Below are 16,763 nucleotides of genomic sequence, written 5' to 3'. Positions count from 1 at the left end.
CGGTGGTCGAGGGCCGAGGTGCGTCAAGGGGCGTCCCTGACGGCCTCACCGACCGGGCCGGGACGCCGGGAGTCGGCGGTCTTCGGCAGGCCCGTCTTCCCGGCCACGTCCCGCACCGAGCCGAACTGAGGGCAGTGACAAGGGCGTTCAGCCACGCCCGCCGCTCGGCGTACGCGGCCACGAGCAGCAGGCCGCAGGCAGCCGCACCCCCCTCCGCCACCTGTAGGCCGGCTACCAGCGGACCGTCCGGCCAGTCCTGGCGAAGGTCACCCGACGTGCCCCGCGCGCCACCACCGTGCCCCGCTTCGAGCAGGACCTGCACGCAGTCCTCCCTGGCCGCGCCGCCCCGTCCTCGCTGATCCCGCCCGGGCGTCTTCGACCGCGAGTCCCGCCCGCACCGGGGCCGCCGGCCGCCACCCCCCAACGCCTCCCGGCTGCCGCCAGTGGCTGAAAGACAGTCTCCTGAGCGGCTGAATCATCACTCGGGTCGCTCGATGAGCACGCCTCACCGAATTCGCACCACGGGCTCTATTTGGAATCGAATACTCCGCCTCTGATGGAATCGGGTATTCCGCCGACCAAGAGCACGGAAAGAACCGGTCAACCTCTGACAACTATCGACCGAACTCAGGCCACACATCTCAAGCGGTATAAGGCATCCAGCCTGTTCGACTGATTGTCCGAATCACAGTCAACCCAATAAATCCTTCTGGCCCCGCTTCCCACATGTGCCTACGTTGATCACCTCAAACCCCACAGGAGGTTCACAGGTGCACAGATTGAAGTTCATCGCCGGCACACTTCTCGCTGCCGGGCTGATACTCCCGACCACGACCGCGATTGCGGCCGACTCCTACGGCGGCGGCGCCCACGCCTGGTCCCCCGCCGCCGGCGGCGACAGCGGGAAGATCGCAATCAAGGACAACAGCAACGACGGCGATCCGGCGAAGGCCGAATACTTCCGCACGGCCAGCCCGGACACCAAGCGGACCCTGTGGAACCACAGCGGTCCCGGCACCACCGTCTACTCCGGCGACGGATCGCGCATTTACAAGTTCAAGGCGTGTGACGAGAACGACGGCACGCCCGACGACTGCGCGTCCACCTGGACGATCCCGTAACCGGACTCTTCCCGGTAGCTTCTTCCGCCGCGCCGACCCCCGTATGGGACCGGCGCGGCGGCCCCATTTCCGAGACGAGGAACATTTTCCTGTGAAACACGGTGATTCATCCGGCCTCCGCGTGAGCGGACTGCGCTACCAGGTCGGGGGGCGCACCCTCCTCGACGGCGTCGACCTGTCCGTCCGCCCGGGCGAGTCCGTCGCAGTCACCGGGCCGAGCGGCTCCGGCAAATCCACGCTCCTGATGTGCATCCTGGGCCTGATCAAGCCACAGACCGGGACCATCACCGCAGGAGGCCGGGAGATCACCCGCCTCAAACCGACCGCCCTCGCCCAGGCCCGGCGGGAGACGATGAGCATGGTCTTCCAGTTCGGTGAACTCCTTCCCGAACTCAGCCCGGTGGAGAACGTCGCCCTTCCCCTCCTGCTCGACAACGAACGTCAGTCCGACGCCCGCCGAGAGGCGACCGCGCTGCTCGACGAACTCGGCGTTCCCGCCGGATCGACCCCCACCGGCATGCTCTCCGGTGGCGAACGCCAGCGCACCGCCGTCGCTCGCGCCCTCATCACCCGTCCGGCAGTGCTCCTCGCGGACGAGCCCACCGGTGCCCTCGACCCGGACGCCAAGGACGAGGTCGCTCGCCTTCTGTTCGCAGCGGCCCGTGACCGGGACTGCGCCCTGTTGCTGGTCACCCACGATCTGTCCGTGGCGGAGCAGGCCGACCGCCGCCACGAGCTGCGGGGCGGCATCCTGGCTGAAGCAGGTGCCCGGTGAGAGGGAACGTGGGCACGCTCCTCAGGATCGGCCTGGCAGCCGGTCGCTCCGCCCCTGGCGACCGGCTGCGCCGGTGGTCCCTGAGCGCGGCAGCAGCCGCCCTCGCCTTCGTCACCCTGGCGACCGTCGCCACCCTCGCCACCTACCACGGCCGCGAGACCCGAGCCGACGCCCGAGGCCCCGTGCTCACCTTCAACAAGCGGGATGCGGCACTGATGTACCGGGAGGGGGCAGACAAGATCGGCACCGTCGCCGTGTCCGTCGTGTTCGTCCACCCGCTGACCCCTGGCGCGCCCCGCCCTGCCGGTGTGGCCAAGTGGCCGGAGCCGGGCCAGGTGCTGCTGTCTCCCGAGCTCATCAGGACCGGCCGCGCACAGGGAATCCTCACCCGGTACGGCATGTTCGCCGGAACAGTCGGCGCCGACGGGCTCGTCACTCCTTCGGAGCGGATCGCCTACGTACGAGTCGCAGCCCCGCCCGCGAAGGACGATCCCCGCTGGATGTACGTCTCGGCCTTCGGCAGCGGAGGCGGAGCCACCGGAGAGATGGCCGACCAACGGTCCGTCCACATCCCCCTCATGGCTCTGTGGTCCCTGGCCGGCCTGCCCGCCCTCGCCCTGACCGTGATCGCGGCACGGGTCGGCTCGCGCACCCGGGACCGGCGCAGCGGCCTCCTCCAGGCGTTGGGCGCGACCTGGAAGCATCGAATGATCGTCAACGTCGGCGAGTCCGTCGTCCCCGCGGTCTGGGGCACCCTCGCCGCGCTCATTCCGTACGCCGCCGCCTCGCTGTGGGACACCCGGCTGTTCCCCACCGGCTACCTCCTCGATCACCGCGACGTGTGGTCCGCCTGGCCCACCGCGGCCGTCTCGGCAGTGGGATCACTGCTGGCGGTCATGGCCATCGTGGTCGGCACCCACCGCATCCGCCGTGACGGCGCCTCGACGCGCCCCGCGTCCTTCTCGTCCCGTGTCCCGGCCTGGCGCCTGGCCGTCTGCGGAGTCGGCACCGCCCTGGTGGTGACCAGCCAGTACGTGCCACGCAAGGCGCAGATCCCGGTCTTCACCGCCGGGACCGTGGTGATGTGGGCGTTCCTTTCTTCCGTCATCGCACTCGTCACCCGTCGCCTCGGCACCACCCTCGCCGACCAAGGGATCCGGACGGGGCACGCGGCACGCCTGATCGGCGGTCGGTGGACGGCAGCGCACCCAGGGGTGATCGTGCGGCTCGCCCTGGCCATGGTGATCGGCATTGGGATCGTCGCCCAGATGCAGGTGTGGACGAGCCGACTCGGCTCGCACTCGCAGGCTGCGGTGGCCACACACCAGCGAATCAAGGACACCGTGATCGAAGTGTCCACCGGCGCCATGACCACGTCGCAAACGGACCGGTTCCGCTCCCGGCTTCCGTCCGGGTCACTGCTCCTGACCCGGACCTTGCACGATCCGGGCCACTCGCTGGATCCGTGGGTGACGATCGAAGGATCCTGCCCCGACCTGAAGACGCTGAGCGTGCCCTGCACGGGCAAACCGTCGGCATGGAGCGATGCCCGCGTCCAGGAGATGGGCCGCTGGTACGGCGACATCACCTTCGAGGCGACCTCCCGCTTGAGTGTGAAGCCGGACGGCACACAGACCCTCCTCGTCGTCACTCCGCGGCCCGGCATGCTCACCGAGGTGAAAAGGGCCGCCTACACGCTGTCCGACCCCGCGCTGCAGGTGGACGCACTGGGCGGCAACTGGCTCGGTTCCTCCCGCACCCGGATGCCGTACTGGATCCAGCTCTACGGCGTCACCGGCATCCTCTTCCTTCTGATCGCCGGATCACTGAGCGCGGCGGCCGAGTTCGTCCGGATCCGTCACGTCCTGGCTCCTCTCGCCGTCCTCACCGGACAGCGACGCGTCTTCCGCTCCGTGACCTGGTGGCACCTCACCGTCCCCCTGCTCATCGCCACCGTGACGGCCGGAGCAGTCACCGCCTGGCACTCGGTCTTCTTCATCGCCCTGGTCAACGAGGGCTCCGTGTCCTGGCCCGTCCTCGCGGCCGGCGTCACGGCGTGCGCTGCCGTGTCCCTTGGGGTCGGCTTCCTCGGCGCACGCGCAGCCGCACGAGAGGCCGACCAGTGGAGACCCGTGGCCGACTGACTGCATGGGCCCACCGGGTTGAGGACCCACCGGGTTGAGGACCCACCGGGTTGAGGACCCACCGGGTTGAGGACCCACCGGGTTGAGGACCCACCGGGTTGAGGACCCACCGGGTTGAGGACCCACCGGGTTAAAAAGCCACCAGGTTGAGGCGGCCGCAGGTTCGTACCGGGGCCGCCTCGGTCCGCAGACAGTCCGCTCGTCCCCGTCGGGGAGCAGGAGCGCGATGTCCAGTCGTCACCCGAGTAGGTCAGCGGCGCCTCATGGATCTTGTGGCTTCCTCGCCAGGGCACGAGGGCCGCTCCTGTCAGGGTCCACTGTCAGTGGCCCGTGCGATGCTGACGGCGTGGATGTGGAGGACCTGGTCCGGCTGCGGCGGGCGCGCGACCGGATGGACCGTGAGTACGCCGAGCCGCTGGACATACCGGCGCTGGCGCGCACCGCGCTGATGTCGGCGGGGCACTTCCAGCGCAGCTTCCGCGAGGCCTACGGGGAGACGCCGTACAGCTACCTCATGACCCGCCGTATCGAGCGGGCCAAGGCGCTGCTGCGACGCGGCGACCTGACCGTGACGGAGGTCTGCATCGCCGTGGGCTGCACCTCGCTGGGGTCCTTCAGCTCACGCTTCACCGAACTGGTCGGCGAGACCCCGAGCGCCTACCGGGCGCGGTCGCACGAGCAGGGGGCCGCGATACCGCCGTGCGTGGCGAAGGGACTGACGCGCCCCCGCCGAGGGCGGCCGGGCGACACGCGGACAGATCCCCGTGAGCAGCTATAGCGCTCTAGCCTGGCCTCATGGACGTGAAACTCTCCCAGTGCTTCATCGCCGTCGACGACCACGACAAGGCGCTCGCCTTCTACCGGGACGTCCTCGGCCTGGAGGTGCGCAACGACGTCGGTTTCGAGGGCATGCGCTGGGTGACGGTCGGCTCCCCGCTCCAGCCGGACGTGGAGATCGTCCTGGAGCCTCCGGCGGCGAACCCGGACGCCTCCCCCGCCGACCGCCGTGCGATGGCGGAACTGCTCGCCAAGGGTCTTCTGCGCGGTGTCATCTTCTCCACCGATGACTGCGACGCCCTCTTCGCCCGCGTCCAGGCGTCCGGAGCGGAGGTCCTCCAGGAACCCATGGACCAGCCGTACGGCGTACGGGACTGCGCCTTCCGCGACCCGGCGGGCAACCTGCTGCGCTTCAACGAGCGCCGCCGCCCCTGACCCACGGGAAACGCGTTTGCCTGACCGGACGGCGCGGGGAGACGGTACGAACCCGTGAACCGTCTGCCAGGGAGACCGCGTGCCCCTCATGAGCGAACCGATCCGCTGGACGTACGTCTTCGTCGACCGGCCCGCCGAGCGGTTCGGCCGGGCCGGCGACTTCTGGACCGCCGTCACCGGCACCAAGTCGTCCGAACCGCGAGGCGACGACGGTGAGTTCGTCACGCTGGTGCCGGAGGCGGGCGACGCCTGTGTGAAGGCCCAGGCGGTACGAGCGGGCGGCGGCGCCCATCTCGATCTCGCCGTCGAGAACGTTCCCGCGCTCGTCGCGGCGGCGCGACGGCTGGGCGCGGACCTCGTCTCCGACCATCCCGGCTGGGCGGTCCTCCGCTCCCCCGGCGGCGTGCTGTTCTGCGCGGTGCCCTGGCACGGCGAGTCGGCGCGACCGCAGGCGGTCGAGGGCCCCGGCGGCACGGCGACGCGCCTCGACCAGGTGTGCCTCGACCTCGCCCCGGCCGTGTTCGACGCCGAGGTCGCCTTCTGGAGCGAGCTCACCGGCTGGGAGTCCTCCCCCGGCTCGCTCCCGGAGTTCCACGTGGTCAGACCACCTGCCGGCCTCCCCGTCCGTATCCTGCTGCAACGCCTCGGCACCGACCGCCCCGCCGCGGCCCACCTGGACCTCGCGTGCGCTGACATCCAGGCGGCCCGGGCCTGGCACGAGCGGCTCGGCGCCACACACGTCGCCGACGGCACCCACTGGACCGTGATGAGCGACCCGGCGGGCGGCACCTACTGCCTGACGGGCCGCGACCCCTGGACGGGCGGCCTGCCGGGCTAACGGTCTCTCCTGGTGCGCTCGCCGTGGCGTTTCGGCTGCGTCTCCTCGGGTTCCCGGGACGCATACGCCGGGCACTGCGGGTTCCGGCAGGGGCCGGGGCGCCATACGGGCACGACGGCGCCCAGCGTCTTGTGGCGCCGTACGACGGTGGCGACGGGCTGCCCGCAGGACGGGCAGACGGGGTCCTGACTGCCCATGCCTCCAGCCTAGACGAGCAGTTCCGATTGTCATGGCGGAGGTATGAGCGAAGCCAGCGCGGTGGGCTGTACCGCGCCGGCGGCGGCCGAGCCGAGCAGCAGGTCGGCCAGGGCATGGGGTCGCGCCTGCTCACCGGTCGGAGCCGCTGCGGTGATGCGGTCCAGTCGGAAGCCTCGACCGGCCTGCCGCGTGCGGCACCAGGCGATGAGGTACCACTTGCCGTCGGCGGTGAGCAGTCCTGCTGGTTCAACGGCGCGGTCGCTCTCCTGCCCGGCCGCGTCGACGTAGGACAGTCGCAGCACCGTGTTGTCGGTGAGAGCCTGCTCCACCGCGGTCCAGACCGACTCCGCGGTCCGCGTCGGCAGCGCGACGATTCGGGCGGCGAGTTCCTGAGCCGCCGTCGAGGCGGGGCCGGTCATCGAGGTCGCGATCTTCTGGGACGCGGTACGGACCGGGCCGGCGTAGGGGGCGGATGCCTCGGCGGTGGCGAGCGCGGCGACCAGCGCCGCGGCCTCTTCGGCGGTGAAGCGGATCGGCGGGAGGGTCATCGCCGGGTCGATCGACCAGCCGCCGCCCCGCCCGGTTGTGGTGCGCACCGGGGCACCCGCCTCCATCAGCGCTTGGAGATCGCGTTGCACCGTGCGCGTGCTCACCTCGAACCGCGCGGCGAGCGCGGCGACCGTCAACGCTCGCGGCGCCGCGGCGCGCAGCTCTTCCACCAGCGCGTAGAGCCGAGGAGTGCGGTTCATGGGGCCGACGCTACCGTCCCGCGCCGGCCAGGAAGTCCCGCTCCCGCTGCTGTTCACGTGCGGTGATGGTCAACGGGAACAGGGTGAAGCCGTGCATCGCGCCCGCGACGACGCCGAGTTGGACGGGCGCCCCGGCCGCCTGCCACCGCTGGGCCAGGAAGAGGGAGTCGTCCAGCAGCGGGTCTTGAGTGCCGACCACGATCCGGGCGGACGGCAGGCCTCTCAGATCGGCGTACAGCGGCGAGACCTCCGGGTCGCGGCGCTCCTCCGGGCCCAATCCCGGCGTGAAAAGCTCGTAACTTCCCTTCATCGACTCGGAGTTGCTCAGCAACCGCCGGGAGCCGAACAGCCGCTGGCTCGGTGTCATCGACAGGTCGTACGGGCCGAAGGCCAGGTGGGCCGCACGGAACGCGCCGGTGATGCCGTGCCGGTCACGAAGTCGTAGCAGGGTCAGGACGCTCAGATGGGCACCGGCCGACTCGCCGCCGATCAGCAGCCGCCCAGTACCGAACTCGGCCTCGGCATGGTCCACCAGCCACCGGGCGGCCGCTTCGCAGTCGTCGGGGCCGGCGGGGAACGGGTGCTCCGGTGCCAGGCGGTAGTCCACGCTCATCACGGCCAGCCGGGCTTCCACGGCAAGCCGCCACAGCTTCTTGTCCTGCCCGTCCGCAGAGCCGAACGCCCAGCCACCGCCGTGTATGTGCAGGTACACGCCGTCGACGTGTTCCGGCACGAACGCCCGGACCTTCACCCCGTCCGCGACGAGGCGGTCCTGGCCCTGCGGCAATCGCACTGGTGGCGTGTCGCCACCGAGTCGGTTGTGCCGCAGAAGCGCCAGCACGTCTGCATTCGGCGCTTGCCCACGAGGTGGACGGCTCGCGGCAGCAGCCTCGAACTGGGCGTTGAATTCCAGTGTCTCGGCGAGGCAGTCCTCGTCTGTGATCGTCATGCGTCGACGGTTGCAGCTGTCCGCGACAACACCCTGTCACCTTTTCCTTGTGACCTGCATCACGCCCCTTGTTCCACTGCCCGCCCGATGTCCTGACCGCGCAACGCCATGAGCGTGCCCGCGCCCGCGCGGAAGGCATCTGCCGGCGCGGCCGACCATCCGCCGCTCGCTGACGCAACGAGGGCGTCCAAGACCAGTTCGTGACGGCCGACCTGAACGCCCTCCACTGTCCAGGCCGGGTCCGGGGGCCTGTGCCCGCCGTTCGACCGCGTCGCCAGGTTCAGCGGTCTTTCAGCGCGGCTCGCGCCACATCGGCCACATCCGCAGGCCGTCGGGGAGGTCCAGGGTGCGTCCGGTGAAGGCGAAGCCGAGGCGTTCGTACAGCCGGGTGCTGCGGGCGCTGCTCGCCTCCAGATAGGCGGGCCGGCCCTCGCTGTCGCAGCGGTCGAGGACGTGCTGGACGAGCGCGGTGCCCAGGCCCTGGCCCTGGTGCCCGGGGGCCACGCCGATCATCCACAGGTATTCGTGGGCGCGGTCCGCGGGGTGCGCCTCGGCCATCAGCCGGGCGATCCGCTCCACGCGCTCGTTCTCCGGGTCGACGGCCTCGCGCAGCCGCGCCCCGTCGTCCCCCTCCTCGGCCTCCGCCCCGTCCTCGCCCCCGTCCGCCGAGTGGTCACCCGCGGGTACGGACAGCCACAGCGCGCAGGCCGTGCCGTCCTCGGTCACGTCGATGCGTCCCTCGGCGAGCACGATGTCGGTGAACGCGGCCATCAGCCGGTGGTGCGTCCTGCGACGGTACTCCTCGCCAGGGAAGACCCAGCTGCTGACCGGGTCGTCCTGGAACGCATCGTCCAGCAGCCGGACGACCAGCTCCCGGTCGCCTCGGTCAGCCGCCCGAATCGCCACGCCCATCAGCCCACCCCTTCACGTCAACTAGCCCTGACCGTACGGCGGTTGCAGCCTAACCGGAACTCGATCGGCCGGGGCGACGCGGGTGGGAAGGGGCGGGCCCCCGCACATCGCGGGGAGGTGCGGGGGCCCGCCCCGGGCCGGAGCCTCCGGGACCGCGCGGGGTCAGGAGCCGCGCGGGCCCGGGTCTCCGGGGTCCAGCGGTGGTGCCTGTCAGGTGCTGCGCCGGGTGACGAACTCGGCCAGCGCCAGCAGATCACCCGCCGCGTCCGGGTCGGGAACCGCGCGGGACAGCTCCTGCATCGCCCGGCCCATCCGGTCGGCCGCCTGCGACTGCGCCCAGTCACGACCGCCCGCCCTCTCGACGGCGAGCACGGTGCGCTCCAACTCCCCTTCCCTGTACGGCCCCTCGTACAGCTCCGCGAGGTCGGCCGCCGCCGGTGTACCGGAGGCGAGCGCGGCGACCACGGGCAGCGACTTCTTGCGGGCCATGAGGTCCGCGCCCGCCGGCTTGCCGGTGCGGCTGGGGTCGCCCCAGATGCCGATCACGTCGTCGATGAGCTGGAAGGCGAGCCCCGCCTCACGGCCGAACGCGTCCAGCGCCTCCACGTCCGCCGCGTCCGCTCCCGCGTACAGAGCGCCGAGCGCACAGGCACAGCCGAGGAGGGCGCCCGTCTTCGCCTCCGCCATGGCGAGCACCTCCGCGAGGGTGACCTCGTGGGGGCCGCGCCGCTCCATGGCCGTGTCCGCGTGCTGCCCGGCGCACAGCTCGACGACGCAGTCCGCGAGCCGGCCGGCGGCCGCGCCCGACGCCGGGTGCGGGTCCTCGGCGAGCAGCCGCAGGGCCAGCGCCAGCAGGGCGTCTCCCGCGAGGATCGCGTCGGCGTCACCGAACACGGTCCACGCGGTGGGGCGGTGCCTGCGGGTGGTGTCCCGGTCCATCACATCGTCGTGCAGCAGCGTGAAGTTGTGGACGAGTTCCACCGCGGCGGCGGCCCCTACGGCGGCCGACTCCTGCCCGCCCAGTGCCCGGACGGCGGTGAGCACGAGCGCGGGCCGTATCGCCTTGCCCGCGTTGCCGGTCGCCGGGGTGCCGTCCGCGTGCTCCCAGCCGAAGTGGTAGCGCGCGATCCGGCGCATCGAGCCGGGCAGCGAGTCGACGGCCCGGCGCAGCTCGGGGTCGACCGTGGCCCGGGCACGCTCCAGTATCGCCGCGGCTTCGTGTACGTCGGGCGGTGCCGGCCGGCCAGGGAGCGGGTCACGCCGCCTCGGGATACCGGCCGGGCCGCGCCGCGTGAGGGCCGGGCCCCGCTTCGGCTCCGTCATGAACTCACTCATGGAACCGCCTCGTAAGTCTGCGGAGGGTGACGCTTCCGCTGCCGCTGGACACATACCCGGAGGATCTACCCACGGTGACGGGCGGAACACCGAGTGCCGTTTCCGGGCCGCGTTTGAACGCTCCCCCACAGGCGGGCGAGCCGAGGAAGAGCATCACCTCCAGCGGCCGATCTCGACGTTCTCCAGGACCCCCAGCGCGTCCGGGACCAGGACGGCGGCCGAGTAGTACGCCGTCACCAGATAGCTGATGACCGCCTGCTCGTTGATGCCCATGAACCGCACCGACAGGCTCGGTTCGATCTCGTCGGGGATACCGGACTGACGGAGTCCGATGACACCCTGGTCCTCCTCCCCGGTACGCATGGCGATGATCGAGGTCGTACGGGCCTCGGTGACCGGGATCTTGTTGCACGGGTAGATCGGCACCCCGCGCCACGTGGGGATGCGGTTTCCTCCGATGTCGATGGTCTCCGGGACGAGTCCGCGCTTGTTGAGTTCGCGGCCGAACGCGGAGATCGCACGTGGATGGGCGAGGAACAACTTGGTGCCGCGCCGCCTGCTGAGCAGCTCGTCCATGTCGTCGGGGCTCGGCACGCCGTCGTGCGGCTGCAACCGCTGGTCGTACTCGCAGTTGCTGAGGAGCCCGAAGTCGAGGTTGTTGATGAGCTCGTGCTCCTGGCGCTCCTTGAGTGCCTCGACCGTCAGCCGGAGCTGGTGCTCGGTCTGGTTCATCGGCTGGTTGTAGAGGTCGGCCACGCGCGTGTGGATGCGCAGGACGGTCTGGGCGATGCTCAGCTCGTACTCGCGGGGCGAGGCCTCGTAGTCGACGAAGGTGTGCGGGATCTCCGGCTCACCGGTGTGGCCGGCGGCGAGGTCGATCGCCTTCTCGCCGTACTTGTTGGTGCGCTGGGCGGGGATCGAGCGCTGCCGGTGGAGGTGGTCGCGCAGCGACTGGGCCCGCTCCGCGATCTGGTCGACGTCCCGGCGGGGCAGGGCGAGCACCGTGCAGGTGGTGACCGCGCGGGCCGTGTACTCCCAGATGGCGTCCGGGTCGAGCAGCGCCTGGTCGCCGAAGTAGGCGCCGTCGGCGAGGACGCCGAGCACCGCGTCGTCCCCGTAGGGGCCCGTGCCGATCTTCTCCACCTTGCCGTGCGCGAGCAGGAACACCTCGTCGGCCTGACTGCCGAACTCGGCAAGCACGTCCCCCGGTGCGAACCTGCGCTGCTGGCAGCGCTGGGCGAGTTCACCGAGCACGTCCAGGTCGTCGTACGCGCGCAGGGCGGGCAGCTCGCCCAGCTCCGCGGGGATGACCGCGACCTGGTCACCGGTCTTCACGAAGGTCACACGGCCGTCGCCCACCGCGTAGGTCAGGCGGCGGTTGACCCGGTACGTGCCACCCTGCACGTTCACCCACGGCAGCGTGCGCAGCAGCCACCGTGAGCTGATCTCCTGCATCTGGGGTGCGGACTTGGTGGTGGTGGCCAGGTTCCGCGCCGCCGCGGTGCCGAGGCTCTGCTGCGGCCTGTTCTCCTCGGCGCGGACCTCTTCGCCTACCGACATTGGTGATGCCCCTCCCGGTCATGCATCCGATCTGCGAGGACAAGCCTTCCATCACGCAGCGTGGTCGCACCATTACACGAAAGAGCGGGAATGGATCATTGCTGCCCTGGGCACTTGAGCGCGGGTTTCCGAGCGCCCTCGGCCGGTGGCCGGTGTTCGACAATGGCGGAGTGACCAGCAATGACGCCCGAAGCGAACGCGAAACGCCCGACCCGGCGACCGCGCTGCGCCCGCGCCTGCCGTCGCCGCTGCGGGAGGTCGTGGACGAGCGGTTCGCGCGGTACGGCGTGCGGCTGCTGCTCAAGCGCGACGACCTGATCCACCCGGACCTGGTCGGCAACAAGTGGCGCAAGCTCGCCCCCAACCTGCGGGCCGCGGCAGGCCGCCCCCTGCTCACCTTCGGGGGCGCGTACTCCAACCATCTGCGGGCCACGGCCGCCGCGGGCCGGCTGCTGGGGCTGGAGACGATCGGAGTGGTCCGCGGCGGGGAGCTCGCCGACCGCCCGCTCAACCCCTCGCTGGCCCGATGCAGGGCCGACGGCATGCGACTGCACTTCATCGACAGGTCGATGTATCGCCACAAGGCGGAGCCGGAGACGCTGACTGGCATCCTGCGGGCGGCGGACGCCGAGGAGGCGTATGTGGTTCCGGAGGGCGGGAGCAACTCCCTCGCCGTGCGCGGCTGCCGCGCGCTCGGTGAGGAGCTGCGCGGCCGCGCGGACGTGGTCGCCGTGGCCTGCGGCACCGGCGGCACGCTGGCCGGCCTCGCGGCCGGCCTGGCCCCCGGCCAGCGAGCCCTGGGCATCCCCGTCCTGAAGGGCGGCTTCCTGACCGCCGAGGTGACCGCCCTGCAGACCCGGGCCTTCGGTGCCCGCCGCGGCACCTGGTCCCTCGACGACCGCTTCCACTTCGGCGGGTACGGCCGCACCGCACCCGAACTGGAAGCGTTCGCGGCCGACTTCGCCTCCCGCCACGGCCTGCCGGTGGAACGTCTCTATGTCGCCAAGCTGCTGTACGGACTGGTCACGCTGACCCGGGAGGGGGCGTTCCCGAGGGGGACGACGGTGGCGGCCGTGATCACGGGTCGCCCCTTCCCCTAGGGGAGCCCTGACCCGGCCCGGGGCTCATGTCGCCTCCCGGTACGCCGCCGCCTCCTCCAGGTCCAGGCGGCGCAGCAGGGTGCGGAGCATCTCGTCGTCGATGTAGCGGTGGTTGCGGAGCTTGACGAAGACCTCCCGCTCGGCGCCGATCATCTCGCGGGACAGCCGCCGGTAGATGTCGTCGACTGTTTCGCCGGTCACCGGGTTCACCGAGCCGAGCCGCTCCCAGACAGCGTTGCGGCGGCGCTCCAGGACGGTGCGGAGCCGGTCGGCCAGTGGCGGCGGCAGTGCGTTGCGCTCGTCCTCCAGGAGTTCCTCGAGGCGCTGCTCGGCGGCCCGGGACGCCTGTGCCTGCGCGTTCGCCTCCGCGAGCGTCTCCGCCTGGGGGTCACGCCCCGGCAGGCGCAGCAGCCGGATGATCGGTGGCAGGCTCAGTCCCTGCACCACCAGTGTGCCGATCACCGTCGTGAAGGTCAGGAAGAGGATCAGGTTGCGGTCGGGGAACGGGCCGCCGCCGTGCACGGCCCGCGGGATCGAAAAGGCGATCGCGAGTGACACGACCCCCCTCATCCCCGCCCAGCCGATGATCAACGGCCCCTTCCACGTCGGGTTGTCCTCGCGCTCCCGGACGCGGCGGAAGAGCGCACGCGGCAGGAAGGTCGCCGGGTACACCCAGACGAACCGGGACACGACGACCACCAGGAACACGGCCACCGCGTACCAGGCCGCGCGCGTGCCCTCGTACGGACCGAGCCCCCTGAGGACGACCGGCAGCTGCAGTCCGATGAGCGCGAACACCGCCGACTCCAGCACGAACGCGACCATCTTCCACACCGCCTCCTCCTGGAGCCGGGTCGCGAAGTCGACCTGATAGTTGTGGTAGCCGAGGTAGAGGGCGACGACGACCACGGCGAGAACACCGGAGGCGTGCACCCATTCCGCGGCGCCGTAGGCGACGAACGGGATCAACAAGGAGAGTGTGTTCTGCAGCAGCGCCTCCTTCAGGTGGGTGCGCAGCCAGTGGATCGGCATCATCAGCAGCAGACCGATCACCACACCGCCGACCGCCGCGAGCAGGAACTCCCGCACGCCGCCCGACCAGGTCGCGCCTTCGCCGACCGCCGCGGCCAGCGCCACTTTGTACGCGGTGATCGCGGTCGCGTCGTTCACCAGCGACTCCCCCTGCAGGATCGTGGTGATCCGCGAGGGGAGGCCCACCCGCCGGGCGACCGCCGTCGCCGCGACCGCGTCCGGCGGCGCGACCACCGCACCCAGGACCAGCGCCGCCGTCAGCGGCAGGCCCGGCACGATCAGATACGTCGCCCAGCCCACGGCGAGCGTCGCGAAGAGCACGTATCCGACGGACAGCAGGGCGACCGGCCGCATCTGCGCCCTCAGGTCCAGGTAGGAGCTGTCGGCGGCCGCCGTGTACAGCAGCGGGGGCAGCACCAGCGGCAGGACGATCTCGGGGTCGAGGGTGTACTCGGGCACCCCGGGCAGGTACGAGACCGCGAGACCCACGGCGACCAGCAGCAGCGGCGCCGGCACCGGGGTCCGGCGTGCCGCCCCGGCGACGGCCGCGCTACCGGCGACCAGCAACAGCAGTGGCACCACGTTCATCGTCTTCCGCCCACCCTCTTTTTCGGCGCCGCTTCCCGCGGACCCGTCGTAATCTGGCCATCATGAAACAGTGCACGCACGGCGACGCGCTGCCGGACCCCGAGCCCAAGCCCCAGAGCGAGACCTGCCTGGAGTGCCTCGCCGCCGGTACGCACCCGGTGCAACTGCGTCTGTGCCTGGAGTGCGGACACGTGGGCTGCTGCGACTCCTCGCCCCTGCGGCACGCCACGGCGCACCACGAGGCCAGCGGCCACCCGGTGATGCGCACGTTCGAACCGGGTGAGAACTGGCGCTGGTGCTTCGTCGACCATGTACTCGTGTGACCGCGGACCGGCGCGCGTGTGACCCTGGACCCGGACGGTTCGCCGGTCTGACGTCCGGGTACGTCAAAGCGGCGCGTGCCTTCCCGATTGGTTCCGCCAGACCCCTAGCCACTGTGCGTATACATGGGTTTACTATGAGTGACAGCAAGGGGTCGGGGTCCCGGGGACAGGTACGTTGAGAGCGCGATAGCGTCACCGCTGAACCACGAGGGGCGTTACCCCGGGGGCAACCCTCGGCCCCCGAAACAGCTTGTACCACCTTGGAGGTGAGGGTGTCCCAGATCGCAGGCGAGCCCGCGACCCAGGACTTCGTGGAAGTCCGGCTGCCGGCTGCGGGTGCCTACCTGTCGGTGCTGCGCACGGCCACGGCCGGTCTCGCGGCCCGTTTGGACTTCACCCTCGACGAGATCGAGGACCTGCGCATCGCGGTCGACGAGGCCTGCGCGATCCTGCTGCAGCAGGCCGTGCCCGGCTCGGTGCTCAGCTGTGTCTTCCGGCTCATCGACGACTCGCTGGAGGTCACGGTCGCGGCCCCGACCACGGACGGTCATGCCCCCTCGCGGGACACTTTCGCCTGGACGGTCCTGTCGGCCCTGGCCGGCAAGGTCTCCTCCGCGGTCTCCGACGACAAGACCGTGTCCATCAGCCTCTACAAACAGCGCGGCGCGGGACCCGGGCCGGCGTGACGAACGGGGACGGGCCGGTGCGGGACGAAGAGCGCGGCACACGGAAGTTCTCCGCCGGGAGCGCGGGCGGCCCGGGTGGGCCGCCGCGCATGGCGGAAGGCGTGGACGGCATCCCCGAGCAGGCCCGTCCGCACCCGGAGGGCCAGGCGTCGGCGGTCATGGCACCCGTGCAGACGGGTCCGGCCGGAGCGGACGAGGCGCTCTCCGTCCGGGGCGGCGCACGACGGGATGCAGGCGGAGCCACGGGCACGTCCTCCGGAGGGCGGCGGACGACGGGCGGGACGATGAGCGAGCACGAGCGAAACGCTGAGCAGGGTGTGCCGGTCGGCGCACAGCACGACCCACAGGACCGCAGCGGCGCGCGGGCGATGTTCGTCGAACTGCGCAAGCTGAAGGAAGGCAGCCCGGAGTACGCGGAGCTGCGCAACAAGCTGGTCCGTATGCACCTGCCGCTCGTCGAGCACCTCGCACGCCGCTTCCGCAACCGCGGCGAGCCGCTGGACGATCTGACCCAGGTCGCCACCATCGGGCTGATCAAGTCGGTCGACCGCTTCGACCCGGAGCGGGGCGTCGAGTTCTCGACCTACGCGACCCCGACGGTCGTCGGCGAGATCAAGCGGCACTTCCGCGACAAGGGCTGGGCGGTGCGGGTGCCGCGGCGGCTGCAGGAGCTGCGCCTGGCCCTGACGACGGCCACGGCCGAGCTGTCCCAGCAGCACGGCCGCTCTCCGACGGTCCACGAACTGGCCGAGAAGCTGGCCATCTCGGAGGAGGAGGTCCTGGAGGGCCTGGAGTCCGCCAACGCGTACTCGACGCTGTCCCTGGACGTCCCCGACACGGACGACGAGTCCCCGGCGGTCGCCGACACGCTCGGCGCGGAGGACGAGGCGCTGGAGGGCGTCGAGTACCGCGAGTCGCTCAAGCCGCTGCTTGAGGACCTTCCGCCGCGGGAGAAGCGGATCCTGCTGCTGCGCTTCTTCGGCAACATGACCCAGTCGCAGATCGCACAGGAGGTCGGCATCTCGCAGATGCACGTCTCGCGTCTGCTGGCCCGGACGCTGGCCCAGCTGCGGGACAAGCTGCTGGTGGAGGAGTAGGACGGCGGCACGCGGGGCTGCCGGTCAGCGGCGCCCCGCGACGGCCGGCGCCCCACCCTCGCGCAGGCTCGGGGCGCGGAAGGGCCGCGACGGCCGCGATGTCGCCGGTGTCGGCGGGTCGCTGCTGTCGCCGGTGTCGTCGGG

Annotated in this window: 17 protein-coding genes; 10 read left to right on the top strand and 7 right to left on the bottom strand. The window is 71.2% G+C overall.

Annotated elements, in window-relative coordinates; all coding sequences use genetic code 11:
- The first annotated feature begins 779 nt into the window (after positions 1 to 779).
- From SY2F82_RS13600 to SY2F82_RS13575, 6 genes are all read left to right on the top strand, one after another.
- Positions 780 to 1,121 carry a hypothetical protein gene (locus SY2F82_RS13600; RefSeq protein ID WP_236041395.1) on the top strand — a complete coding sequence of 114 codons (342 nt, stop codon included), beginning with the start codon at positions 780 to 782 and terminating at the stop codon, positions 1,119 to 1,121.
- A 121-nt stretch (positions 1,122 to 1,242) separates the two neighbouring features.
- Positions 1,243 to 1,896: an ABC transporter ATP-binding protein gene (locus SY2F82_RS13595; protein WP_236041393.1), complete on the top strand. Its 654-nt coding sequence runs from the start codon at positions 1,243 to 1,245 to the stop codon at positions 1,894 to 1,896.
- A complete protein-coding gene (locus SY2F82_RS13590; protein WP_200419262.1) occupies positions 1,893 to 4,040 on the top strand; it encodes a permease in 2,148 nt (715 codons plus the stop codon). The genes SY2F82_RS13595 and SY2F82_RS13590 overlap by 4 nt, the downstream gene beginning before the upstream one ends.
- Before the next feature lie 346 nt (positions 4,041 to 4,386).
- Positions 4,387 to 4,818: a helix-turn-helix transcriptional regulator gene (locus SY2F82_RS13585; RefSeq protein ID WP_200419261.1), complete on the top strand. Its 432-nt coding sequence runs from the start codon at positions 4,387 to 4,389 to the stop codon at positions 4,816 to 4,818.
- Between the two features lie 17 nt (positions 4,819 to 4,835).
- Positions 4,836 to 5,252 (top strand): VOC family protein, encoded by a 417-nt coding sequence (locus tag SY2F82_RS13580; RefSeq protein ID WP_200419260.1) that lies wholly within the window; start codon positions 4,836 to 4,838, stop codon positions 5,250 to 5,252.
- Between the two features lie 88 nt (positions 5,253 to 5,340).
- On the top strand, positions 5,341 to 6,090 hold the full coding sequence (locus SY2F82_RS13575) for a VOC family protein (RefSeq protein WP_200419259.1): 750 nt from the start codon (positions 5,341 to 5,343) through the stop codon (positions 6,088 to 6,090).
- Here the strand turns inward: SY2F82_RS13575 and SY2F82_RS13570 are convergent.
- From SY2F82_RS13570 to SY2F82_RS13545, 6 genes are all read right to left on the bottom strand, one after another.
- Positions 6,087 to 6,287 (bottom strand): hypothetical protein, encoded by a 201-nt coding sequence (locus tag SY2F82_RS13570; protein WP_200419258.1) that lies wholly within the window; start codon positions 6,285 to 6,287, stop codon positions 6,087 to 6,089. The two genes, SY2F82_RS13575 and SY2F82_RS13570, sit on opposite strands and share 4 nt — an antisense overlap.
- Positions 6,288 to 6,317: 30 nt before the next feature.
- Positions 6,318 to 7,037: a YafY family protein gene (locus SY2F82_RS13565; protein ID WP_200419257.1), complete on the bottom strand. Its 720-nt coding sequence runs from the start codon at positions 7,035 to 7,037 to the stop codon at positions 6,318 to 6,320.
- Positions 7,038 to 7,047: 10 nt separating this feature from the next.
- Entirely contained in the window at positions 7,048 to 7,986 is a 939-nt protein-coding gene (locus SY2F82_RS13560; protein ID WP_200419256.1) for an alpha/beta hydrolase, read from the bottom strand.
- Between the two features lie 291 nt (positions 7,987 to 8,277).
- On the bottom strand, positions 8,278 to 8,898 hold the full coding sequence (locus SY2F82_RS13555) for an N-acetyltransferase (RefSeq protein ID WP_200419255.1): 621 nt from the start codon (positions 8,896 to 8,898) through the stop codon (positions 8,278 to 8,280).
- 210 nt (positions 8,899 to 9,108) lie between these two features.
- Positions 9,109 to 10,233 (bottom strand): family 2 encapsulin nanocompartment cargo protein polyprenyl transferase, encoded by a 1,125-nt coding sequence (locus tag SY2F82_RS13550; RefSeq protein WP_200419254.1) that lies wholly within the window; start codon positions 10,231 to 10,233, stop codon positions 9,109 to 9,111.
- Positions 10,234 to 10,386: 153 nt separating this feature from the next.
- Positions 10,387 to 11,793 carry a family 2B encapsulin nanocompartment shell protein gene (locus SY2F82_RS13545; RefSeq protein WP_200419253.1) on the bottom strand — a complete coding sequence of 469 codons (1,407 nt, stop codon included), beginning with the start codon at positions 11,791 to 11,793 and terminating at the stop codon, positions 10,387 to 10,389.
- Between the two features lie 170 nt (positions 11,794 to 11,963).
- Between SY2F82_RS13545 and SY2F82_RS13540 the strand changes: the two genes are divergently transcribed.
- Positions 11,964 to 12,893, top strand: coding sequence for a 1-aminocyclopropane-1-carboxylate deaminase/D-cysteine desulfhydrase (locus SY2F82_RS13540; RefSeq protein ID WP_200419252.1), 930 nt, complete (start codon positions 11,964 to 11,966; stop codon positions 12,891 to 12,893).
- Between the two features lie 24 nt (positions 12,894 to 12,917).
- Here SY2F82_RS13540 and SY2F82_RS13535 read toward each other — a convergent pair whose 3' ends face one another.
- Positions 12,918 to 14,513, bottom strand: coding sequence for a Na+/H+ antiporter (locus SY2F82_RS13535; RefSeq protein WP_200419251.1), 1,596 nt, complete (start codon positions 14,511 to 14,513; stop codon positions 12,918 to 12,920).
- Positions 14,514 to 14,575: 62 nt separating this feature from the next.
- On the opposite strand from SY2F82_RS13535, the gene SY2F82_RS13530 reads away from it, so the two are divergent.
- The 3 genes from SY2F82_RS13530 to SY2F82_RS13520 all read left to right on the top strand — a co-directional run bounded on the left by SY2F82_RS13530 (position 14,576) and on the right by SY2F82_RS13520 (position 16,619).
- On the top strand, positions 14,576 to 14,836 hold the full coding sequence (locus SY2F82_RS13530) for a UBP-type zinc finger domain-containing protein (RefSeq protein WP_103839294.1): 261 nt from the start codon (positions 14,576 to 14,578) through the stop codon (positions 14,834 to 14,836).
- 272 nt (positions 14,837 to 15,108) lie between these two features.
- A complete protein-coding gene (locus tag SY2F82_RS13525; RefSeq protein WP_103839295.1) occupies positions 15,109 to 15,522 on the top strand; it encodes an anti-sigma regulatory factor in 414 nt (137 codons plus the stop codon).
- The gene (locus SY2F82_RS13520) at positions 15,519 to 16,619 is read left to right on the top strand and encodes an RNA polymerase sigma factor SigF (RefSeq protein WP_200419250.1); all 1,101 of its coding nucleotides are present in this window, start codon (positions 15,519 to 15,521) and stop codon (positions 16,617 to 16,619) included. The genes SY2F82_RS13525 and SY2F82_RS13520 overlap by 4 nt, the downstream gene beginning before the upstream one ends.
- Positions 16,620 to 16,763 lie beyond the last annotated feature (144 nt).

It is taken from the genome of Streptomyces sp. Y2F8-2, from assembly GCF_014905555.1.
In the GTDB taxonomy this organism is placed as follows: Bacteria; Actinomycetota; Actinomycetes; order Streptomycetales; family Streptomycetaceae; genus Streptomyces; species Streptomyces cynarae.
Note: the sequence above shows the minus strand (reverse complement) of the source record. Positions and strands in the feature narration are given on the sequence as shown.

Bases quoted from the DNA above. Each gene is read 5' to 3' on its own strand.
- SY2F82_RS13580 (WP_200419260.1), top strand. From the start codon at position 4,836: ATGGACGTGAAACTCTCCCAGTGCTTCATCGCCGTCGACGACCACGAC.
- SY2F82_RS13575 (WP_200419259.1), top strand. From the start codon at position 5,341: ATGAGCGAACCGATCCGCTGGACGTACGTCTTCGTCGACCGGCCCGCC.
- SY2F82_RS13570 (WP_200419258.1), bottom strand. From the start codon at position 6,287: ATGGGCAGTCAGGACCCCGTCTGCCCGTCCTGCGGGCAGCCCGTCGCC.
- SY2F82_RS13565 (WP_200419257.1), bottom strand. From the start codon at position 7,037: ATGAACCGCACTCCTCGGCTCTACGCGCTGGTGGAAGAGCTGCGCGCC.
- SY2F82_RS13560 (WP_200419256.1), bottom strand. From the start codon at position 7,986: ATGACGATCACAGACGAGGACTGCCTCGCCGAGACACTGGAATTCAAC.
- SY2F82_RS13555 (WP_200419255.1), bottom strand. From the start codon at position 8,898: ATGGGCGTGGCGATTCGGGCGGCTGACCGAGGCGACCGGGAGCTGGTC.
- SY2F82_RS13550 (WP_200419254.1), bottom strand. From the start codon at position 10,233: ATGAGTGAGTTCATGACGGAGCCGAAGCGGGGCCCGGCCCTCACGCGG.
- SY2F82_RS13545 (WP_200419253.1), bottom strand. From the start codon at position 11,793: ATGTCGGTAGGCGAAGAGGTCCGCGCCGAGGAGAACAGGCCGCAGCAG.
- SY2F82_RS13535 (WP_200419251.1), bottom strand. From the start codon at position 14,513: ATGAACGTGGTGCCACTGCTGTTGCTGGTCGCCGGTAGCGCGGCCGTC.
- SY2F82_RS13530 (WP_103839294.1), top strand. From the start codon at position 14,576: ATGAAACAGTGCACGCACGGCGACGCGCTGCCGGACCCCGAGCCCAAG.